At 68.0% G+C, this 19,911-nt stretch carries 19 protein-coding genes; 12 read left to right on the top strand and 7 right to left on the bottom strand.

All coding sequences use genetic code 11. The annotated features are described in order from the left end of the window. The coding region (locus LPN03_RS12255; protein ID WP_262454418.1) for an ABC transporter permease at positions 1 to 1,076 on the bottom strand (1,076 nt) is incomplete at its 3' end. 179 nt (positions 1,077 to 1,255) lie between these two features. On the opposite strand from LPN03_RS12255, the gene LPN03_RS12250 reads away from it, so the two are divergent. From LPN03_RS12250 to LPN03_RS12230, 5 genes are all read left to right on the top strand, one after another. Further along, positions 1,256 to 2,548, top strand: a complete 1,293-nt coding sequence (locus LPN03_RS12250; RefSeq protein WP_262454416.1) for a sensor histidine kinase — start codon at positions 1,256 to 1,258, stop codon at positions 2,546 to 2,548. After that, positions 2,535 to 3,185 (top strand): response regulator, encoded by a 651-nt coding sequence (locus LPN03_RS12245; protein WP_262454415.1) that lies wholly within the window; start codon positions 2,535 to 2,537, stop codon positions 3,183 to 3,185. The genes LPN03_RS12250 and LPN03_RS12245 overlap by 14 nt, the downstream gene beginning before the upstream one ends. A gap of 226 nt (positions 3,186 to 3,411) precedes the next feature. Next, the gene (locus tag LPN03_RS12240) at positions 3,412 to 4,602 is read left to right on the top strand and encodes a C40 family peptidase (protein ID WP_262454414.1); all 1,191 of its coding nucleotides are present in this window, start codon (positions 3,412 to 3,414) and stop codon (positions 4,600 to 4,602) included. Positions 4,603 to 5,120: 518 nt separating this feature from the next. Then, positions 5,121 to 5,591, top strand: coding sequence for a hypothetical protein (locus LPN03_RS12235; RefSeq protein WP_262454413.1), 471 nt, complete (start codon positions 5,121 to 5,123; stop codon positions 5,589 to 5,591). A 41-nt stretch (positions 5,592 to 5,632) separates the two neighbouring features. After that, the gene (locus LPN03_RS12230; protein ID WP_165183113.1) at positions 5,633 to 7,315 is read left to right on the top strand and encodes an ABC-F family ATP-binding cassette domain-containing protein; all 1,683 of its coding nucleotides are present in this window, start codon (positions 5,633 to 5,635) and stop codon (positions 7,313 to 7,315) included. Between the two features lie 16 nt (positions 7,316 to 7,331). Here LPN03_RS12230 and LPN03_RS12225 read toward each other — a convergent pair whose 3' ends face one another. The 5 genes from LPN03_RS12225 to LPN03_RS12205 are packed head-to-tail and all read right to left on the bottom strand — an operon-like array spanning position 7,332 to position 12,603. Then, entirely contained in the window at positions 7,332 to 8,135 is an 804-nt protein-coding gene (locus LPN03_RS12225; protein WP_165183114.1) for an ABC transporter permease subunit, read from the bottom strand. Continuing rightward, positions 8,119 to 9,081 carry a 2-aminoethylphosphonate ABC transporter permease subunit gene (locus LPN03_RS12220; RefSeq protein ID WP_165183115.1) on the bottom strand — a complete coding sequence of 321 codons (963 nt, stop codon included), beginning with the start codon at positions 9,079 to 9,081 and terminating at the stop codon, positions 8,119 to 8,121. Before LPN03_RS12220 ends, LPN03_RS12225 begins: the two co-directional genes overlap by 17 nt. After that, positions 9,081 to 10,289, bottom strand: a complete 1,209-nt coding sequence (locus tag LPN03_RS12215; protein ID WP_262454411.1) for an ABC transporter ATP-binding protein — start codon at positions 10,287 to 10,289, stop codon at positions 9,081 to 9,083. The genes LPN03_RS12220 and LPN03_RS12215 overlap by 1 nt, the downstream gene beginning before the upstream one ends. Positions 10,290 to 10,311: 22 nt before the next feature. Further along, positions 10,312 to 11,364, bottom strand: coding sequence for a 2-aminoethylphosphonate ABC transporter substrate-binding protein (locus tag LPN03_RS12210; RefSeq protein WP_262454410.1), 1,053 nt, complete (start codon positions 11,362 to 11,364; stop codon positions 10,312 to 10,314). A gap of 9 nt (positions 11,365 to 11,373) precedes the next feature. Further along, positions 11,374 to 12,603, bottom strand: a complete 1,230-nt coding sequence (locus LPN03_RS12205; protein WP_262454409.1) for a TIGR03364 family FAD-dependent oxidoreductase — start codon at positions 12,601 to 12,603, stop codon at positions 11,374 to 11,376. A 165-nt stretch (positions 12,604 to 12,768) separates the two neighbouring features. On the opposite strand from LPN03_RS12205, the gene LPN03_RS12200 reads away from it, so the two are divergent. The 4 genes from LPN03_RS12200 to LPN03_RS12185 all read left to right on the top strand — a co-directional run bounded on the left by LPN03_RS12200 (position 12,769) and on the right by LPN03_RS12185 (position 15,824). After that, positions 12,769 to 13,560, top strand: coding sequence for a GntR family transcriptional regulator (locus LPN03_RS12200; protein WP_262454408.1), 792 nt, complete (start codon positions 12,769 to 12,771; stop codon positions 13,558 to 13,560). Continuing rightward, on the top strand, positions 13,557 to 14,243 hold the full coding sequence (locus tag LPN03_RS12195; RefSeq protein ID WP_262454407.1) for a phosphonatase-like hydrolase: 687 nt from the start codon (positions 13,557 to 13,559) through the stop codon (positions 14,241 to 14,243). The genes LPN03_RS12200 and LPN03_RS12195 overlap by 4 nt, the downstream gene beginning before the upstream one ends. A 109-nt stretch (positions 14,244 to 14,352) precedes the next feature. Beyond that, on the top strand, positions 14,353 to 14,553 hold the full coding sequence (locus LPN03_RS12190; RefSeq protein ID WP_262454406.1) for a hypothetical protein: 201 nt from the start codon (positions 14,353 to 14,355) through the stop codon (positions 14,551 to 14,553). 14 nt (positions 14,554 to 14,567) lie between these two features. Then, positions 14,568 to 15,824: an MFS transporter gene (locus LPN03_RS12185; RefSeq protein WP_262454405.1), complete on the top strand. Its 1,257-nt coding sequence runs from the start codon at positions 14,568 to 14,570 to the stop codon at positions 15,822 to 15,824. Positions 15,825 to 15,845: 21 nt separating this feature from the next. On the opposite strand, the gene LPN03_RS12180 is transcribed toward LPN03_RS12185, so the two are convergent. Beyond that, a complete protein-coding gene (locus LPN03_RS12180) occupies positions 15,846 to 16,496 on the bottom strand; it encodes a phosphatase PAP2 family protein (protein ID WP_262454404.1) in 651 nt (216 codons plus the stop codon). Positions 16,497 to 16,696: 200 nt separating this feature from the next. Between LPN03_RS12180 and LPN03_RS12175 the strand changes: the two genes are divergently transcribed. The 3 genes from LPN03_RS12175 to LPN03_RS12165 are packed head-to-tail and all read left to right on the top strand — an operon-like array spanning position 16,697 to position 19,910. After that, a complete protein-coding gene (locus tag LPN03_RS12175) occupies positions 16,697 to 17,650 on the top strand; it encodes an ABC transporter ATP-binding protein (RefSeq protein ID WP_262454403.1) in 954 nt (317 codons plus the stop codon). Continuing rightward, positions 17,650 to 18,564, top strand: coding sequence for an ABC transporter permease (locus LPN03_RS12170; protein ID WP_262454402.1), 915 nt, complete (start codon positions 17,650 to 17,652; stop codon positions 18,562 to 18,564). The genes LPN03_RS12175 and LPN03_RS12170 overlap by 1 nt, the downstream gene beginning before the upstream one ends. Before the next feature lie 47 nt (positions 18,565 to 18,611). Beyond that, entirely contained in the window at positions 18,612 to 19,910 is a 1,299-nt protein-coding gene (locus LPN03_RS12165) for a sensor histidine kinase (protein WP_262454401.1), read from the top strand. Position 19,911: the final 1 nt, after the last annotated feature.

The raw sequence follows: 19,911 nt of genomic DNA, 5'->3' as shown, positions 1-19,911 counted from the left end.
ACCTTGCGTACGGCGAGGGCGGCGCCTGCCAGGCCCAGGGCCACGATGCCGACCACGGGCAGGATGGTGGTGGCCGGGGTGACCAGGAACGGCGCGGCCTTTGCGGCGAAGAAGCCGCCCGCCACGCCGACCAGCCCGCCCAGGGCGGCGCCGGCCAGCAGCACGATGGCCGCCTGGGTCAGCGCATCCTTGAGCAGGTACTTGCCGGAGGCGCCCATGGCCTTGAGCACGGCAATGTCCCGGGTGCGCTGGACGGTCCACACGGTCAGGAACGCCACGATCACCAGGGCGGAGATGCCGTACAGGAACGCCTGCATCATCATGAGCGATCCGTTTTCGCTCTTGTACCCGCCCAAGCCGGCGAAGGAACCGCTGCGGGTGGTGCTGACCGTGCCGGCCGCGGTGTTGGCGGAGCCGGTGTCAACCGCGGCGCCGTCGCGGTAGGTCACGGCCGCCACGGTGGCCACCTGCTTCGGGTCGCTGAGGTGGGCCAGCTTGGTCCAGGTGGGCAGGGTGGTCCACACCACGGAGGTGTGCGAGTACCACTGGTCCGCCACCACGGCGGAGATCTTCAGCGTGGTCCCGCCGAGGGTGACGGAATCGCCAACGGCGAGAGAGAGTTCCTTTGCCACCCCCGAGCCGATCACCACTGTCCCGTCGGTGACGGCCGACGGCGTGATCCCGGCTTCGGCACCGCCTGCACCGACGCCGAACACGGCCACATTGGTGGTCCCCTTGGTGGCGCCGGCACCCTGGAAGCGGGTCTGGCTGATGCCCAGCGGCACGGCGGAGGCGACGCCGGGCTGGCCGGCCCAGGCGGACACCTGGGCCTGCGTGAGCTGGCTTTCGGTGAAGGAGACCTTGGGGTCGTTTGCCCCCGGGGCCCCAAACACCAGCTGGCTGACCGGGGCGTTGGCGCTCTTGCCCAGCTCGGCAATGGCGGAGGTGGACTGGTTGCCCAGCCCGGCGGTGAGGCCGGAGAGCAGCACCAGCAGGAGGCTGATCAATGCCACCACCCCGCCCATGAGGGCGAAGCGCCCCTTGGCGAAGCGGATGTCTCGGATGGCGAGGAACATGGGGCTCACGTATCTTTCTTGTGGTTCGAAACTGTTGGGTTTTCCCTTGGTATCCACTCTTCCGCGGTCCGGGCCCGGATCCATCGGGGCCTTGGATGGTTCCGGACCGCCCGCCGGTTGATCCCGCCCTCAACCAAATGGTTGATACGCCCCGGGCCGGCACCGCCTAAGCTGGTGGCATGTCTGCCGTGGATGCCCCGCCTGTGACGAGTGACGCCATCCTGCGATTCCTGCGCGTGACGCTGCACGTGGGGTTTGCCCTGTTGCTGGCCGTGGCCGCCACGCGCCTGCTGACAGTCCACCTTGACCGCCCCGAACGGTACATATACCTGGGGCTGTCCGTGGTCCTCGCTGCCGTGTACCTGCTGGGGACCGTGGCGGAAAAACGGTTCTCCGCCGGCGCCACGGACCGCAACCCTCGCCGCTGGGCCTACCTGTGGCTGGGCATCGTCACGGCCTTGTGGGCCGTGCTGCTGGTCGGCTCCGTCGAGTTTTCCTGGGTTGTCTTTCCGCTGTTCTTCCTGCACCTGCACCTGCTGCCCCGGTGGGCCGGGATTGCGGCCGTGGTGGTCATGACGGCGGGTGTCGTCACGGCGCAGTGGCTGGCCGGCGGCACCCCGGCACCGCAGCTTGCCGCCGTTCTGGGCCCCGTGTTTGGCGCCACCTTTGCCGTGGTCACCTCCAAGGCCTACCGGCTGTTGTACCAGGAGGGCGAAAACCAGCGCCGGGCTGCGGACGAGCTTCGCCGCACCCGTGCCGAACTGGCCGCCACCCAGCATGAATCCGGAGTCCTGGCGGAGCGGGCCCGGCTGGCGCGGGAAATCCACGACACCCTGGCCCAGGGCTTTTCCTCCATCATCCTGGTCTCGCGTGCGGCGGGCCGCTCACTGGAATCGGGCGATCTCGAGTCCACGCGGGAGAGCATCGCCATGGTGGCGGCCACGGCGTCGGAAAACCTGTCCGAGGCCCGCAACTTTGTGCGCGGGCTCTCCTCGCCGGCCCTGGAGGGGACCTCGCTGGTGGAGTCGCTGGCCCGATTGTGCGAAAAGACGCAGCTGGAGGCTGCCGCCCGCGGGGTCAACCTCAACTGCACCTTCCGGGTGGACGGGGACCCCGTGGACCTGCCGCAGCCCTACCGGGTGACCTTGCTCCGCGCCGCCCAGGCGAGCCTCGCCAACGTCTGGCTGCACGCCCGCGCGGGCACCGCCGTCGTCAGCCTGGCGTACCTGGACACGGAGGTGACCCTGGACGTGTACGACGACGGCCGCGGCTTTGCGCCGTCATCGCTGACTGCCGCCGCGGCCGGGCGGGCGGACGGGAGCGGGTTTGGGCTGGTGTCGCTGCGGCAGCGCGTGGCGGCGCAAAGCGGGACCTTGGAGATAGAGTCGGCACCGGGTGAGGGAACCGTGGTGGCCATCCGGCTGCCGCTGGCCGCGGGAGTGCAGGAAGAGGGCGGACATGACGGAAATTAGGATCTTGCTGGTCGATGACCACCCTGTGGTGCGGGCCGGGCTGCGGGCCATGCTTTCGGACTTTGAGGGGTTCATTGTGGTGGCCGAGGCGCCCGAGGGCGGTGCCGCCATCAGGGAAGTGCAGCGGCTGCAGACCCTGGGCGAGCCGCTGGATGTGGTGCTCATGGACCTGCAGATGGGTGCCGGCATGGACGGGGTCACGGCCACGAAGGCCATCAAGGCGCTGCCTTCCGCCCCGCCCGTGCTGATCCTGACCACGTACGACACGGACGCGGACATCCTGGCGGCCGTCGAAGCGGGGGCCAGCGGCTACATGCTCAAGGACGCCCCGCCGGAGCAAATCCGGGCGGCCGTGCAGTCCGCCGCGGCCGGCCAGACGGCGCTGGCGCCCGAGGTGGCGGCCCGGCTGCTGGGGCGCATCCGCAACCCCGAGCCCGTCCTTTCGGCCCGCGAGGTGCAATTGCTGGAGCTGCTGGCCACGGGGATGAGCAACAAGGCCATGTCCAAGCAGCTGTTCATTTCCGAGGCCACGGTCAAGACGCACCTGGTGCACATTTACGACAAGCTCGGCGTGGACAACCGCACGGCAGCCATTTCCGTGGCGTCGCAGCGCCGCATCATCCGCACAGGAGCCTAGCCCCACCCCTTCCGACGCTCCATCACTTTATGCGGGTTTTTCCCCGACGCGGCATCACTTTATGCCGGTTTTTGCGCGACGCTCCATCACCTTTGGGACGCAGGGTTCCCGGTGCGGCATGGCTGGCACCCAGTGTTGAAAATCGGCCCGGCTGAAACGGTGCCGCAGGCCGGACGATCGGCGTATGCTCGGCCATACCGGATGCAATGAAGCAGGGGTAGTCTCAGTGTCATTTTCGCAGGGCGGGCGGCGCACTTACCAGCTGGGCATGGCGGCCGTCTGCACTGTGCTGGCCGCCGGAGGGTTCGTGGCCGCGGGCTATGCCGACAATTCGGTCGCCGATGCAGCGGCCGCCGCGTCGGCTCTGGCGCCGGCCGGTGTCGCCGTCGAATTCACTGGCCCTGGACCGGCCCCAGGATCACCCATCCTTTCCCCGGACCCGCACATCAGCCTGACCTTTGCCAGAACGCTGATCCAGGCACAAAAGCCGAAGCCGGCGCTGATCCTTGACCTGTCCAAAACGAACCACGGGTGGACAGGCTCGGCCGGCACCGTGCTTGCCGGCATGCCGGAATATTCGCCGGGCATGATTTCCACGGTTCGGCGGGAGATCCTGCAGGCGGCGTACACGGGGCTGGGCCACAGTTATGTGTGGGGAGGCACCAGCTTTGACCAAGGCTGGGACTGCTCCGGATTCGTCCAGTGGGCCTACGCCCAGGCCGGCATCGCACTGCCGCGCACAGAACAATGGCTGCCCATGGTGGAAACCAACAATCCGCAGCCGGGGGACATTGTGGTCCAAAACCCCGACGGACCCAACCATTGGTCGCATATCGGAATTTACGTTGGCCACGGCGAGATGATCAGCGCGCTGAACCCGTCCGTGGGCACCATCTTGCACACGCCGCAGTCCAGCAGCTCATCGTCGACGTACTTCACCATGCCGGGGTTTGCCGTCCTCGACAAGCAGGCTGCCGCCGCAGCCAAGGCGTCCGCGGCGGCGAAGGCTGAGGCCCTCAAGGCGGCCGGGGCAGGCTCGCCAACGGCTGTCACCACCAGGCCAAGCACGACGGCGAAGCCCGCACCCAGCCATTCGCCTTCGCCTACTCCTCAGCCCTCACCGTCGCCCTCGCCCTCGCCCTCGGCGTCGCCGTCCCCGACTCCAACACCCTCACCGAACCGCCCGCCGACACCGACACCCGGCACTGAACCCGCTCCGCCTGAGGCGACTGCCCCGGAAACGCCGCCGCCCGTAACGGGCCCGGTCACCCCGCCGCCCGAAACGCCAGCTCCGACTGCTCCGACCACGCAAACGCCAACCGCTGCAGAGACGGCAGCCCCTGCAGCCACGCCAACGCCCGCGGCGACGGAAGCCGCAACCGAATCCCCAACGGCCACCGGGACGGCCCTGCCCTGACAGGCCTGCGATCGGCCGCGGCCGCGGCCGGTGCCGGGGCGTCGCCGGAACTGACCGTGTAACTATGCCGACGGCACCAGGCCCCCACCACATCGCTGCGGCGCAACAGCCACGCCACCGCCGCCAACCCGGAAATACACCACGAATGCCGAGGGCCTGGGCGTGCATGCCCCCTCAAACGATACGTACTGCCTGGGCGGACACCACGGCCCGCGCGGTCACCGTCACGGCCACGGACTCCGGCCCCGGTATTGCCGTGGTGGAATACTCCACCGACAGCGGCGACACCTGGCAGGCCTATGCGGCACCCGTCAAAGCCGGGAACGACGGCGTGTCCGTCGCCTGCTGCGCCGAGACAGCGGGTCCGTGCCGAGACCGTATGAAAACCTCATGCGGTCTCGGCGCGCTCCCGCTGTCTCGGCGTGAGTGTGAACGTGGCGGGCCCTCCCGCATGGGGCGTTCTGCCCATCGGCATCGGGGGGTGCGCTGGTTATGCTGCGGATGTCAAAGGGGGACATATGACTCATGGGCATCTTGGCGCCGACCCGGAACAGGCACCTGCCTTACGGTTCCCGGGCCATCCCGCCGTGGCCTTGACATTTCTTCTTTCCCTGCTGGTGATGCTGTTCGCCGCCGGCTGCGCCATGGGCCCAAAACCCGAAAGCCCTGCCCTGGACCTGCACACCGCCAAGAGCACCACGATGGCCAACGAACGGGACATGATTGCCATCATCCCCGCGGGCGACATTGTTGAAACAAAACAAAACCAAGTCTCCAATTTGCTTGGCTGCAGCGGCGGCAGACACTTGTGGACGGGGCAAATCAACGTGTTCCTCGCACCCGGTGCCGACGGGCCCGGATATGTCCAAAAGATCAAGGCAGCGTGGATGGGCAGGACGCCATTCGGCCGCCGCCGAGATAGCGGATCCGGGCCGAGACCGCATGGGAAGTCCTGCGGATCTCGGCGCGCTCCCGCTGTCTCGGCGTAGTTGTAAAAATTGGCGGCCCCCGGGGATGGGAGGATTAAGCAGTGGGACACATTGACGTTGCAAACATTGACTACTTTCTCTCCGACGGCCGCCAGCTGCTGAACGGGGTGAACTTTCGCGTCTCCGACGGCACCAAGACGGCCCTGATCGGCCCCAACGGCACCGGAAAGACCACGCTGCTGCGCATCATCTGCCAAGACATCAAGGCCGACGAAGGCGCGGTTTCACGCTCCGGCAGCATGGGAGTCATGCGCCAGTTCGTGGGCCAGGTCCGCGACGAAAGCACCGTGCGGGACCTGCTGCTCTCCGTGGCGTCGGCCAACATTGCCGCCGCGGGCAAGGCTGTGGATGCGGCAGAGGAAGCCATGCTGGAGCGCGACGACGAACCCTCCCAAATGGCCTACGCACAGGCCATTGCCGACTGGGGCGACGTGGGCGGCTACGAAATGGAGACCACCTGGGACGAGGTCACCATGGCGGCCATGGGCATGGACTTCTACTCCGCGCAGTACCGCAAGGCGGCGTCGCTAAGCGGCGGCGAGCAGAAGCGGCTTGTCCTCGAGGCGCTGTTTTCCGGCCCGGACGAGTTGCTGCTGCTCGATGAGCCGGACAACTACCTGGACGTGCCCGGCAAGCGCTGGCTTGAGGCAAAGATGGCGGAGTCGGACAAGTCGGTGCTGTTTGTCAGCCACGACCGCGAACTGCTGGCGAACGCGGCGGACAGGATTGTCACCCTGGAACCGGGCATCAACGGCGCCTCCAGCTGGACCCATGGCGGCGGATTTGAGTCGTACGTGAAGGCGCGCGAAGACCGCAACGCCCGATTTGAGGAACTGCGCAAGCGGTGGGACGAGGAGCACGTCAAGCTCAAGGAACTCGTCACCATGTACAAGACCAAGGCGGCGTTCCGCTCCGACATGGCGAACCGCTACCAGGCCGCACAATCACGGCTGGCTCAATTCCTCGAGAAAGGTCCGCCGGAGGCGCTGCCCATTGAGCAAAACGTCAAGATGCGGCTCAAGGGCGGGCGGACCGCCAAGCGCGCCATCGTCGCCACGAAGCTGGAGCTGACGGGGCTGATGAAGCCGTTCAGTGCGGAGATCTGGTTCGGCGACCGCGTGGGCGTGCTGGGCTCCAACGGATCCGGCAAGAGCCACTTCCTCCGTCTCCTGGCCGCGGGCGGTTCGGATCCGGACAAGGAACACGAGCCCGTGTCCGACGTCGACATAGCTCCCGTGCCGCACGAAGGGTCAGTGAAGCTGGGCGCCCGCATCCGGCCCGGCTTCTTTGCCCAAACGCATGCCCGTCCGGACCTTTTGACCCGCACCCTGTTGGACATCCTGCACCGCGGCGACGAGCACCGTTCGGGGCTGGGCCGCGAGGCAGCCGCCGGGGCGCTGGACCGCTACGGCCTGGCTTCCAGCTCCGAGCAAAAGTACGATTCCCTCTCCGGCGGCCAGCAGGCCCGCTTCCAGATTTTGCTGCTGGAGCTTTCCGGCGCCACGCTGCTGCTGCTGGACGAGCCCACCGACAACCTGGACCTGCACTCGGCCGAGGCACTGGAGAAGGCCATCGACTCCTTCGAGGGGACAGTCCTGGCCGTCACCCACGACCGCTGGTTCGCCCGCTCCTTTGACCGCTTCCTGGTGTTTGGATCCGACGGCAAGGTGTACGAGTCCGAAGCGCCTGTCTGGGACGAAAAACGCGTGGAGCGGGCGCGGTAGGCCCTGGCGGCTGGCATTACCGGACGGCGGAATTCCCCCGGCATTTCGCAATGACGGCCAGCACGGCCACCGTCACGGCAAGCAGCACCAGGGTGTTGGCCGCGGCGTCGAACAGCGCCCCGCGGTCCACCAGCGCGAAAACGGTCACGGGCAGGGTGCGCCAACTGGCCGGGTACACCATGACGGTGGCGCCCAGTTCGCCCATGCACAGCGCCACGGCCAGCCCGGCGGCCGCCGCGATGGCCGGCAGCAGCAGCGGCAGCCGGACGGTCAGGAGCACACGCAGCTGCGACGCCCCCAGGCTCGCCGCGGCCAGGGCCACCATGGGGTCCTGGCCCCGGGCGGCCGCAGACACCGTGCTGTAGGCAAACGCCAGCACCAGCATGGATTGGGCCACCACCACTATGGCCACGGTCCCGTTCAGCAGCAGGGGCGGCTTGCTGAAGGCGGTCAGCAGTCCCAGGCCGACGACGACGGACGGCACGGCCGCGGGCAGGTGGAAGACGGCGTCGGCCAGCCTGGCCAGCCCCGGCGAGGCAGCTGCCGAGGCCGAGCACACGGCCGCCCACGTGCCCAGGAGAACGGCCAGCAGGCTCGCGAATACGGCAGTTTGCAGGCTGACCACCAGGGAGGAAAAATTGTCCGCGGCCAGTGCGCCCGCCACGTGGCGCAGCGTGGGCGCCGCGGGCAGCACCCCGTTCCAGCTCCCTGCGAAGGCCGCCATGAACGTCACCAGCAAAGGCGCGGCCACCAGCAGCAGCAAGGCGGCGGCCAGCAGGGTCCAGGTGGCAAGGCGGGCGGATTTAGCGTGGAGCAGCATGGTTCGCTCCCGAAAGTTTTTTGTACGTCCAGCGGTACAGGCAGTACACGCCCAGTGAGAGCGCCACCTGGATGCAGGCAATGACGGCGGCTGAGGGCATGTCAAAGGTGACAATGCTGCGCGTGTAAATGAGCATGGGCAGCGTCATGACATTCTTGGCGCCGGTGAACAAGATGATGCCGAACTCGTTCATCGTCAGCAGGAACGTCAGCCCGGCCGACGCCGCCAGCGCGGGCAGGCCGGCGGGCAGGATCACGGTCCGGACTATGGCGAGCGGCCCGCTGCCGAGGCTCCCTGCCACATCCAGCAGTTCGCGAGGGAGCTGGGAAAACACGGCGAGCAGGGGCCGCACCACAAACGGGGTGTAAAAAGCCACCTCCGCCAGCACCACACCGGGCACGTCATTGACGAAGTTCAGGGCCGGCAGCCCGGGCGCCAACTGGCCCAGCACGGAGTTGACCACGCCGGTGCGCCCGTACAGGATGCTGAAGGCCAGCGGAATCAGGAAGGACGGGAACGAAACCACGGTCTCAATGAGCCGCGTCACCAGCCCCGCCCCGCGGAAGGGCACAAAGGACAGCGCCAGGGCGATGAACGTGCCCAGGAGCAGTGCCCCCAGTGTGGACAGCGCCGCAATTTTCAGCGTGGCGGCGGTGGCCTTCTGCACGGCCGCGGAACTGAGTTCATACTGCCAGTTCGCCAGCCCCACGCCGGCGCCGTACTTGTCCTGGAACGACTGCGCGCCAATTTGCGCCAGCGGGTAGGCGAAGAACACCGCCACAAACAGCAGCGGTACCGCCAGCCACAGCCAGCTGCGCCAGCTGCCAGGGATGTGTGGAAAGCTCGACGCCGGACCCGCCTTGGGTGCCCCCGTCACCCGGGCGGATCCCACCCCGGCGGATCCCACCAGGGCGGGTGTCACCCGGGGGCCGGCCGCGGTGCGCATCACAGCTCCCCGGCCGGGACCAGCACGGCGTGCTGGGGCTCCACCGTCAGGACCACCAGGTCCCCGGGGGCGGGAACGGCAGACATGGCGGGCAGGTCCACGGTGACGCGTTCGGACAGCCCGATCAGGTCCACCTGCAGCCGGTGGCCGGCGCCGCGCCACTGCACGGATTCCACCCGGCCGGGCAGGCTGTTGACGGTGTAGCCGTCCCCGGCCCCGTCCCCGGCCCAGCCGGCGGCAGCAGCCGGGGACCCCGCCGCGAGCTTCCACGCGTGCGGCCGCACGGCCACCAGGACGCGGCCGCCCGGGTTCACGGCAAAGGGTGCCACGGCCTTCATGCGGTGGGCCCCGGCCAGCACCGAACCCATTGCGCCGCCGTCGGGCACCACGGTGGTGGAGATGGCCGGCAACAGTGAGGCGCCGCCCAGGAACTTGGCCGTGAATGCGCCGGCGGGCCGGCTGTACAGCTGTTCGGCCGTGCCAATTTCCTCGAGGCGGGCGTTGCGCATCACCGCGATCCTGTCCGCCAGGGTAAGGGCCTCGGACTGGTCATGCGTGACGTAGACCATGGCAATGTCCGGCAGCTCGGCGCGCAGGGCCTGCAGTTCCAGGAGCATTTCGGCCCGCAGCGACGCGTCCAGGGCGGACAGCGGCTCGTCCAGCAGCAGCACCTGCGGCCGGATGGCCAGGGCGCGGGCAATCGCCACGCGCTGCTGCTGCCCGCCGGAAAGCTGGCGGGGGAGCTTGTGGGCGTGGCCCTCCATGCCCACCATCTCCAGCATCACCTTCACGCGGGCGGCAATTTCCGGCTTGGGCATGCGACGCGCCTTGAGCCCATAGGCCACATTGGCGTCCACGCGCATGTGCGGGAACAGCGCGTACTGCTGCACCACCACGCCGATCCCGCGCCGGGCCGGAGAGGCGTCCGTGACGTCCACGCCGTCCAGCAGCACCCGCCCCGAGCACGGCCGTTCAAAGCCGGCAATCGCCTTCAACGCAGTCGATTTCCCGGACCCGGAGGGCCCCAGCAGCGCCACAGTCTCCCCGCGCGCCACCGCCAGGCTGAGCCCCGAAAGGGCCACCGTGGTGCCGTAGCTGACGCTCACATCGCGCAGCTCCACGGCATTTTCAGGCACGACGGCGGCCGCGGGCGTTGGGTGCCCGGCCGCCGGTGCGGCGCGGCGGGACTTCTTCATGGTGGACAACATGGTGCTCCTGGTTGGCGGGTTGCTACTGGCCGGTGGCGGAGTTGTAGGCCTTGACGTCGGCGTCGAGGCCGGCCAGCACCTCGGTCCAGTTCGGCGTCCAGACGGTCACACCGGCCATGGTCTTCTGCAGGGCCGCGTAGTTGGCATCAGTGGGTGTGACGTCGGAGCGCACAGGCAGGCCGAGTGCGGAGCTGGAGATGGATTCCTGGACCGGCTTCGTGAGCAGGTAGTCCATCAGCTTGGCGGCGCTGGCCTCGTGGGGGGCCTTGGCGGCCAGCCCCATGACGTAGGGGAGGGGCAGCGTGACCCGGGAGCCGTCGTCGTTCTTGGGGAAGAAGACCTCAAAGGCGGACTTGTCGGCCTGGATGGAGGACAGGGCCATCTGGACGTCGCTGTTGGCGACGGTGAGCTCGCCCTTGGAAACCTTCGGGCCGAGCTTGCCGGTGGAGGCGCTGGGGCCAACATTGTTCTTCTGCAAATCCTTGAGGTAGGACAGCGCGCCGTCCTTGCCCTTCACGTGCTGGAGCAGCAGGAGCACGGCGGTGCCGTCGCCGGCCTGGCCTGGGGTGGAGTACTGGATCTTGCCCTGGTACTTCGGATCCAGCAGCTGCGCCCAGGTGTCGGGCTTGTCCGTGGCGGCGGTGTTGCGGATCATCGAGAGGTAGTTGTTCACCACGGAGACGTACATGCCGTCCGCAGACTTGGAGGCGGCCGGGACCGCGCTGGTGTCTGCGGAGTTCTTTTGCAGCAGGCCGGACTTTTCAGCCAGCTGGATGAAGGGCGGGAGGGTGATGAGCAGGTCCGCCTGGGGGTTCGACTTTTCCTTCTCGGCGCGGGAAACCACTTCGCCCGAACCTGCCTCGACCACGTTGACCTTGATGCCCGTGTCCTTGGTGAAGCCGGCAAAGGTCTTCGTGTACCAGTCGCCCAGGCCGTCGGCGCTGTAGATGGTCACGGACTTGCTGTCCGCGGGGGCGGCCGTGCTGCCGGGGGCGGTGCCGCCGCAGCCGGCCAGGAGGATGGCGCCGGCCGTGGCTGCGGCGATGACGGAAGGAATGCGGAAGGGCTTTTTCATGGGGTGTCCTTAGCGGGTGGTGGAGAGCGTGGATTCGAGTTGGTCAAAGGTCTTGCGGGCCAGGCCAAAGGAAATGGTCATGCCGATCCCGGACGTGACGGACACGGCCGTGACGTGGGCGGCGGGGCGCTCCACCAGGAAGCTTTGCAGCGGGCTGGAGGCATACACGCCCTGCCAGCGCTGGAGCACCTGGAAGTTGCCCCTGCCCAGCAGGTGGGCCGCCGCGGTGAGCAGCGTGTCGGTGGTCTGTTCGGACAGGAAAGGGTCCGTGGTGGCCTCGGTGCGGTGGCTGTCGCCAATGATCAGCGTGCCGTCGGGGCGCTGGGTCAGCATCACGTTGGCGTCGATCGCCAGCAGTTCCGGGTTCCGGGCGGCCAGTTCCCTTTTGAGCTCGCGCGCCGCCTTGGTTTCGGCGAAGGCGGGGTAGCGCAGCATGGACGTTCCGGTGAGCACGGCCCTGGTGATATTCAGGCCCGACGGCGGCCGGACCAGCGCCATCTGCAGCGCGCAGCGGTCCACCTGGCGTTCCTCGGCCAGTTCCGGGTGGACCCTGTCCAGGTCGTGGCCCACGCAGACAATGACTTTTCCGGCCCGGATGGGGCCGCGGGAGGTGTGCACGGTGACCGGCCCGCCGGAGGAGGCGCCGGCGTCGTTCCCTGCGCCCTGCCCTGCGCCCGGCCCGGCGTCGTGCCCTGCGCCCGTCCCGGAGCCGAAGTAGGAGGTGCGCCAGAGGAAGCGCACGCGCGGCTGGCGCCCCAGCCAGGCAGCCAGCTTGGCCACGGCCTCCCGCGGGTCTACTCGGATGTCATCACGCAGCACGGCGCCGCCCAGGATTTCGGCGCCGCCGTGGCCGGAGAGTTCCGCCCGGACGGCCGCCGGGCCGATCAGGCTTACTTCGCCTCCCCGCGTGGCAGCCACTTCCTCGAGGACGGCCACTTCCTGGCTGTTGCGGGCCACGGCCACGGCCCCGGATTCCACGGAGAAGAAGCCGGCCAGTTCGCTGTGGCGCAGCCAGCCCTCGCGGGCAGTGCGTGCCAGCTCCAGCAGCTCGCCCGTCTGGGCGGTGACGCAGCAGTGCCCAAAATTGCGGATGGAAGCTCCCACGGCGCGCGAATCTCGCTCCACGATGCACACGGCCAGGCCCCTCGCCACAGCCTCGGCGGCGTGGGCCAGGCCGGTGATCCCGGCGCCCACAATCACCACGTCGGTGCTGTGCATGGGTGAAGTTGCTTTGTTCATGGCAACGACATTGCCGGTCCGGGGGCAGCCGAATCAAGCCAGAACGGCACATGTATGGACAAGTTCCCGAACGGTTCATTTAGGGCCCCGAACGTTTACCAATTGTTCGCCTTGTGCCGTGAATTACCAGCCTTCGCGCGGCGGGTCAACTTGTATACTCAACTCATGAAATTGCCCCTGCACCAACAGCTTCGGGACGAATTCCGCCACCGGATCGAGACCGGGGAATGGGCGGAAGGGACGCCTGTCCCCTCCGAGGCGCAGCTGTGCCGGGAGTTCGGCGCCTCCCGCGGCCCGGTCCGGCAGGCACTGGCAGCCCTGCGCGCCGAACAGGTGATTACGGGTGGCCGCGGCAAGCCGCCCGTGGTGCGCGCCGCCGTCGCCTCCCAATCGGTGGAGACCTTCATGTCCTTCACGGAATGGGCGGAATCCATCGGCAAGGAGCCGGGGCAGCGAACAGTTGAAATCGCCCGCCGCGAGGCCGGGCCCTTGGTGGCCGAACAGCTGCTGGTCAGCGCCGGGGAACCCGTCGTGTCCCTGTTGCGGCTGCGCTCGCTGGACGGCGAGCCCGCGATGGTGGAGCGCTCGCATTTTGTGCCGGAGGCCGGCAATCCGCTGTTCGACTTTGACACCAGCTCCGGCTCCACCTTCCGGTTCCTGCTGTCCGTGGGGGTGGACCTGCACAGTGCCCGGCACATCATTGATGCTGTTGCGGCGGATGCCGTTGACGCCTCGCTGCTGGGCATCCCGGAAGGCTCGCCGCTGCTGCGGGAACGCCGCGTGACGTTCTCCATGGAAGGGACGCCGCTGGAATTCGCTGACGACCGCTACCGCCCCGAGCTGGCCAACTTCATGGTCCACAACACCCTTCACGGGCGTGCGCCGGTGGCGCGCGTCCAAAGCACCCGGCCGCCGGCACCCGCCGCCGGCCAGCCATCCGCAGGAGAAAACCCATGATTGAACTTGCCGCCCTTGACATGGCCGGGACCACCATTGACGACTACGGCATGGTCTACACGGCCCTGCAACAGGCTGTGGAGGAGACCGGCGCGCCCGTTGCCCCCGCCTCCCTGCAGCTGTGGATGGGCGCGGACAAGGTCTCCGCCATCACGGCCCTGATGGAACTGGGCGGCCAGGAGCCGGCCCCGGACCGCGTGGCGGCGGCGTTTGGGCGTTTCCGCACCATCCTCGACGACGGCTACCGGGCCAAGCCCCCCGTGGCCCTGCCCGGCGTGCCGGAGGCCATCGCCACCCTGCGCGCCCGGGGCATCAAGGTGGCCCTGACCACCGGATTTGACGACGGCGTGGCCCGCCCGCTGCTTGACATGCTCGGCTGGAGCGTGGGCCCGGGGGCGGAATGCACGGTAGACGCCCTGGTCACCACGTCCGACGTGGCCGCCGGCAGGCCGGCCCCGTACATGATCCACCGGGCCATGGAACGCACCGGCGTTGTGTCGGTGGCCGCAGTGCTGGCGGCCGGGGACACCGCCGTCGACGTCCAGGCGGGGCGCAACGCGGGGGCCGTCTCGGTGGGCGTGCTGACGGGGAAGCTCACCCGCGAGCTGTTGGCGGGGCTGCCCTGCGACCATGTGCTGGACAGCGTGGCGGACATTCCGGGGCTGGCCGAGACGCAGCGCTAGCCCGCCCCCCAGGCGCCCAGTCTAAAATCTAATGCGACTAGGTTTTGGGGCGCCCGGGTGAATAGACTGGCACCATGCCCCTCCCCAGCCCCGCCGGGCCGGGCAGGACGTGGCCGGGCACGCGTCACACGAATACTTCCGCAGCCGTTTCGCCGCCGTCGTGCAGGACGTGGCAGCGGGGATCACCGAACGCCAACAGGCAGGCACATTGCGCGCAGACCTGCCGGCGGAGGTCATGGCCCGGCTGGTGGTGGCTGTGTCTGATGGGCTGCAGCAGTCCGCCGCCGCACCATCCACCACCGAACACTGAGGAACAGCGCCACCATGAACACCCAAACAGTCCGCCGCGCAGCAATGGCCACCTTTGCCGTCTTTGCCATCAACGGCTTTGTGTTTGCCAGCTGGGCTGCGCGCATTCCGGCGGTCACTCGCATTCTGGAGCTGACGTCGGGCGAGATGGGCCTGCTGCTGCTGAGCATCGCCGCCGGGTCCGTCATCGCCCTGCCGCTGGCCGGCACGGTGGTGGCGCGCAAGGGGACGGCAACCAGCATCCGCCTGGGCGGCTTTACCGCTGCCCTGGGCGGGCTGGTGGTGGCCACTGCGCTGGGCCTGGTCTCCGTCCCCCTGACCGCTGCGGGGCTTTTCCTCTTCGGCGTGGGCATCGGCCTGTGGGACGTGTCGCAGAACATCGAGGGCGCCGACGTCGAACGCCACCTGGGGAGAACCATCATGCCCCAGTTCCATGCGGGTTTCAGCGGAGGAGCCTTTGTCGGGGCCCTGGTCGGTGCGGGCCTGTCCAGCATCCATGTGGGCCTGCCCGCGCACCTGTTCGCCATCGTGGCCCTGGTCAGCGTGGCCATGGTGTTTGTGCCAAGCCACTTCCTGCCAAGCACGACGCCGGCCCCCGCCGGGGCGGTCATGCCACCCGAGGTGCCAGGAGGGAAGGCCCCTGCCCGCGGACGCACCGCGTGGGCCGAGAGCCGCACCCTGCTGGTGGGGCTGGTGGTCCTGGGCGCGGCCCTGACCGAAGGCGCCGCCAATGACTGGATTGCCAAGGCCACGGTGGACGGGCTGGGCGCCACGGAGTCCGAGGGCGCCATCATGTTTGCCGTGTTTGTGGCGTCCATGACGGCCTTCAGGTTCTTCGGCGGAAAGTTCATTGACAACTACGGCCGGGTTCCTGTGCTCTACGGGAGCCTGGGGGCCGCACTGGTGGGCCTTGTCCTGTTCGTTGTGGCACCGAACGTGTGGCTGGCCGGGATCGGCGCAGTATTGTGGGGCGCCGGGGCGGCCCTGGGCTTCCCCATGGGCATGTCCGCGGCGGCCGACGACCCTGCCCGCGCGGCGGCCCGCGTGTCCGTGGTGTCAACGATCGGCTACGTGGCGTTCCTGGCGGGCCCGCCGCTGCTTGGTTTCCTGGGCGACCACTTCACCGTGCGCTGGGCGCTGTTGGCCATCGGCGTGGCCATTATTGCCTCCATCCTCACGGCCCCGGCCGCCAAGCCGCTTCCCCAGCCGGTGTCCGGAGGAGCCGCCCCGCGGACTGGATCGCCCGCACCCGAACAGGCCGAAAGGGGCTAGCGGTACTGGCCGGTTGGAACGTCAGCCAATCGGTGCCGGCAATGAATGCCGCTCCAGGCATTTATCCCGCACGGCCGCCCACAGCAGAAGCGCAAGACCTGCGCCCAGCAGTGCGCCGGCCACGGTGTCGGAGATCCAGTGGGCACCCAGGTAGGTGCGGCTGTACATCATGGCCACGCTGAGGATGGCGCCGCTGAGCCACATCCACAGCCGCCCGATGACGATGGCGGTGCACACCATGGCTGCCACCGTGGCACTAACATGCCCGGACGGGTATGAACCGGAATCCACGTGCACCAGCCGGTCCAGGGGCCGCGGCCGGCCTACCAGGAATTTCAGCAGGTGGGTTGCCGCCAGGGCCGCGAGATTGGCTGCGGCGGTGAACACGGCCAGGCGCCAGTGCCGGCGCAGCAGCGCCAGGAACAGGGCCGCCGCATAGATGACCATGCCGGCGTTGCCCACAAAGTCCAGGACCCTGTTGGCAGAGGTGAGCCAGGGTGTCCGGGACGCCAGCATCACCTGGTTCCAGCCGGCGTCGAGCGCCTGAAAGGGCGGCACGCTGTGCGTGGACCACACCAGGACGGCGCCGGCCAGCAGCACGGCCAGGGCGGGAATGGACACGGCCCACAGCACGCGGGAGGGCAGTTGGTGCGGATTCAGGGGCGGGGCCATGAGCCCATCCTAGGACCCGCCGCGGCCCATCCGGCACCGCGCCGGGACCGGCTCCGCCGGCCGCCCGTTTTGCCCCGTTCTGCCGCCCATCATCCAAAGGGACGACCCTGAACGGACCCTGATTCATCCCTGAGATCGAAGAAAAGCCGCTGCCCGGTGCGTACGGTTGTTAACAAGCCTAGAAACAAGGGGATGTCCACATGATTGAGGCAGTAAACCTCACCAAGCACTATGGTGCCAAGACCGCGGTGGCGGGAGTCACGTTCACGGTCAAGCCCGGGATGGTGACCGGTTTTCTGGGGCCCAACGGCGCCGGCAAGTCCACCACCATGCGCATGATCGTGGGGCTGGACAAGCCCACGGCGGGTTCCGTCACGGTCAACGGCAAGCCGTACGTCAAGCACCATGACCCGCTCCACCAGGTGGGTGCGCTGCTGGACGCCAAGGCGGTGCATACCTCCCGCAGCGCCTACAACCACCTGTTGGCCATGGCCGCCACGCACAGCATTCCCACCAGCCGGGTCAACGAGGTCATCGACATGACCGGGCTGGCCGCCGTCGCCAAGAAGAAGGCAGGCGGCTTCTCCCTCGGCATGGGCCAGCGCCTGGGCATTGCCTCGGCACTGCTGGGCGACCCCCAAACACTGATCCTGGACGAGCCCGTCAACGGCCTGGACCCGGAAGGCGTGTTGTGGGTGCGCAACCTGGCCAAGCACCTGGCGGGGCAGGGCAAAACGGTTTTCCTGTCCTCGCACCTCATGAGTGAGATGGCGCAGACCGCGGACCACCTGATCGTGATCGGTCGCGGGAAAATCATCGCGGACGCCCCCATTGCCGAGATTTTGGCCGGCAACCAGCAGGCCAAGGTCAGGGTCCGCACTGCCGACGTCACCCATCTGGGCCAGCTGCTCAGCGGCAGCGGGGTGCAGGTGGAGTGCAACGAAAACGAGACCCTGGAAGTTTCCGGCCTCGACTCCCGCCAGATCGCCAAGATTGCCCTGGACAACCATGTCCTTGTCTACGAACTGACCCCGCTGTCCACCTCGCTGGAAGAGGCGTACTTCGACCTGACGAAGGATTCGGTGGAGTACCACTCGCAAGAACTCGATGAGGCCGCCGCGCCGGCCCCCGCCCTGGAAGGGACCCTGAAGTGATGAGTACGACGACGATCCCCTCGCCTTCCGCCGCTGCCGGCGGAACGGGGCTGACCTTCAGCGGCGTGCTTCGCAGCGAATGGATCAAGTTCCGGTCCCTGCGCTCCACCCAGCTGCTGCTGCTCTTCACCTTTGTGGCCATGGTGGGCGTGGGCACTTTCGCAGCTTGGGCGCGTGGAAAAGCCGTCGAAAGGTTCATGGAGTTAGGGCCCGCGGCGGTCAATGGCCCCGGCGTCAGTCCCTCCGGCTCACCGAAGCTGACCATTGACCAGGCAATTTCGGCAGCCAATGCAAACGGGTTGAACATTTACGGCACCCCCATCGCCGGCATCCAAATGGGTGTGCTGATTCTCGGCGCCTTGGCTGTTTTGCTGATCTCCTCCGAGTTCGGCACCGGCATGATCCGCTCCACCATGACGGCGGTGCCCAAGCGCCTGCCCACGTTCTTCGCAAAGGCCATTGTGCTGGTGGTGGTTTCCTACGTGCTGACACTTGTTTCCGCGTTCGTCACGTTCCTGTTTTCCATCCCGATCATGAGCTCCGCTGGAATCACCATGTCCTTGGGCATGGACGGCGTCCTGTCCAGCATCCTCTTGGGCGGAGTCTACGTTGCCGGCGTCGCCCTCGTTGGGCTTTCTCTGGGCACGCTCATCCGCAGCTCCGCGGGCGGAATCGTGGTCCTCGTCGGACTGTTCTTCCTTTTGCAGATCGCCACCCAGCTGCTGGGCCTGGTGCCCGGCGACTTCTGGAAATACGTGGGCCAGTACGTGCCCAGCGTGGCCGGCGGGCGCATGTTGGAGATCGGGGACAAGGCGGCGTTCATCAGCCCCCTCTCGGGAGGACTGATCTTCCTGGGCTGGATTGTGCTGGTGACGGTCCCGGCAGTCATCTCCCTCAAGAACCGCGACGTATAGGAATGTCCGGTGCCCGGCCCGGCGGCCGGGCTTCTAGACTCACCCTTATGCGCACATCAGACCAGGCGGGGGCGGCGGAACGAACGGCCGCGGCCCCCGCCGAACCCCGTTCCACCTCCGCCACCGCGGCGGCCAGGCAGGCCGATGAATTCTCAGCCCGCCGCCGCGGCACGGTCCGCCGCTATCTTTACGACCACCCCCGCGTCATGGACGCCGTGGTGGTCCTGGCATATCTGCTGGCAGGTTCGGGCACTTTCCTGAACGGACGCGTCACCAACCTGCCAGCCCACCTGGTGCTGCTTGCCGCCACCAGCATGGTGCTGATGTTCCGCCGGGACAGGCCCCTGGCCGTGCTGGTCATCCTCTCCGTCTTTGAAATCATCAACATCAACGTGGTGCCCTCGTCCAGCAACATCGGTGCCAGCCTGTGGTTTGCGCTCTACGCCGTGGCCGTGGCCTACCGGGGCATTTTCAGTTTCGCCATCGCAGCCGCCGCATCCGTGCCGCTGGTTGTATATACGCTGTTCTTTTACCAGTTCCCAGTCGAATTCCTGCGCCCGGACGGTCCCACAGCCCTGGAGAGCAATGTCATTACAGTCATTGTCATGCTCCTGGCCAATGTCATTGCCACGGGCATCGGCGCCTCGGTGCGCCGGGGGCGGGAGCATGAAGCCGAGCTGCGCCAATGGGCCGTCCGCAACGCCCAGCTGGCCTCCGTGGCCGAGCGGAACCGGATTGCGCGGGAAATGCATGACGTTGTGGCGCACTCGCTGACCGTAATGGTGGCACTCTCCGACGGCGCCGCCGTCGTGGTCAAGCGCAACCCGGAGCAGGCGGGGGAGGTGCTGGGCCAGCTGTCCCAGACCGGCCGGACCGCGCTGGCCGACATGCGCCGGGTGCTGGGCGTGCTGCGAGAGGACGCAGGCGGAGGGCAGCGGACCCCGCAGCCTGACCACGCCGACCTGGGCGCGCTGCTGGAGGGCTTCCGGCAGGCCGGCCTGCCGCTGGCCGTGACCCAGTCGGGGCCGCTGCTTCCCGGCGACCCGGTGCTGCAACTCACCGTTTACCGGATCGTGCAGGAATCGCTCACCAATGTGCTGCGCTACGGCACGGCAGTTTCACGGGTGCGGGTGCTCATCGAGAACCAGCCCGACGGCGGCGTGCTGCGGGTGGTGGTCAGCGACGACGGCCACGGCTCCCTGGACGCCTCGATGGGCACGGGGCAGGGCATTGTGGGCATGCGCGAACGTGCCGGCATCTTCTCCGGCACGGTCGACGCCGGGCCCTCCCCCCAGGGCGGCTGGACCGTCACCGCCACGCTGCGGCCCAACCAGAACAGGAACTAGC

Origin of the sequence: Arthrobacter sp. A2-55 (assembly GCF_025548615.1) — a bacterium.
Classification (GTDB): Bacteria; Actinomycetota; Actinomycetes; order Actinomycetales; family Micrococcaceae; genus Specibacter; species Specibacter silviterrae.
The sequence above is the reverse complement of the archived record's forward strand: the minus strand, read 5'-3'. Positions and strand labels throughout refer to the sequence as shown.

Coding starts and splice junctions, on each gene's coding strand:
- LPN03_RS12250 (WP_262454416.1), top strand. CDS start 1,256: ATGTCTGCCGTGGATGCCCCGCCTGTGACGAGTGACGCCATCCTGCGA.
- LPN03_RS12245 (WP_262454415.1), top strand. CDS start 2,535: ATGACGGAAATTAGGATCTTGCTGGTCGATGACCACCCTGTGGTGCGG.
- LPN03_RS12235 (WP_262454413.1), top strand. CDS start 5,121: ATGACTCATGGGCATCTTGGCGCCGACCCGGAACAGGCACCTGCCTTA.
- LPN03_RS12225 (WP_165183114.1), bottom strand. CDS start 8,135: ATGCTGCTCCACGCTAAATCCGCCCGCCTTGCCACCTGGACCCTGCTG.
- LPN03_RS12220 (WP_165183115.1), bottom strand. CDS start 9,081: ATGCGCACCGCGGCCGGCCCCCGGGTGACACCCGCCCTGGTGGGATCC.
- LPN03_RS12215 (WP_262454411.1), bottom strand. CDS start 10,289: ATGTTGTCCACCATGAAGAAGTCCCGCCGCGCCGCACCGGCGGCCGGG.
- LPN03_RS12210 (WP_262454410.1), bottom strand. CDS start 11,364: ATGAAAAAGCCCTTCCGCATTCCTTCCGTCATCGCCGCAGCCACGGCC.
- LPN03_RS12205 (WP_262454409.1), bottom strand. CDS start 12,603: ATGAACAAAGCAACTTCACCCATGCACAGCACCGACGTGGTGATTGTG.
- LPN03_RS12200 (WP_262454408.1), top strand. CDS start 12,769: ATGAAATTGCCCCTGCACCAACAGCTTCGGGACGAATTCCGCCACCGG.
- LPN03_RS12195 (WP_262454407.1), top strand. CDS start 13,557: ATGATTGAACTTGCCGCCCTTGACATGGCCGGGACCACCATTGACGAC.
- LPN03_RS12185 (WP_262454405.1), top strand. CDS start 14,568: ATGAACACCCAAACAGTCCGCCGCGCAGCAATGGCCACCTTTGCCGTC.
- LPN03_RS12180 (WP_262454404.1), bottom strand. CDS start 16,496: ATGGCCCCGCCCCTGAATCCGCACCAACTGCCCTCCCGCGTGCTGTGG.
- LPN03_RS12175 (WP_262454403.1), top strand. CDS start 16,697: ATGATTGAGGCAGTAAACCTCACCAAGCACTATGGTGCCAAGACCGCG.
- LPN03_RS12170 (WP_262454402.1), top strand. CDS start 17,650: ATGAGTACGACGACGATCCCCTCGCCTTCCGCCGCTGCCGGCGGAACG.
- LPN03_RS12165 (WP_262454401.1), top strand. CDS start 18,612: ATGCGCACATCAGACCAGGCGGGGGCGGCGGAACGAACGGCCGCGGCC.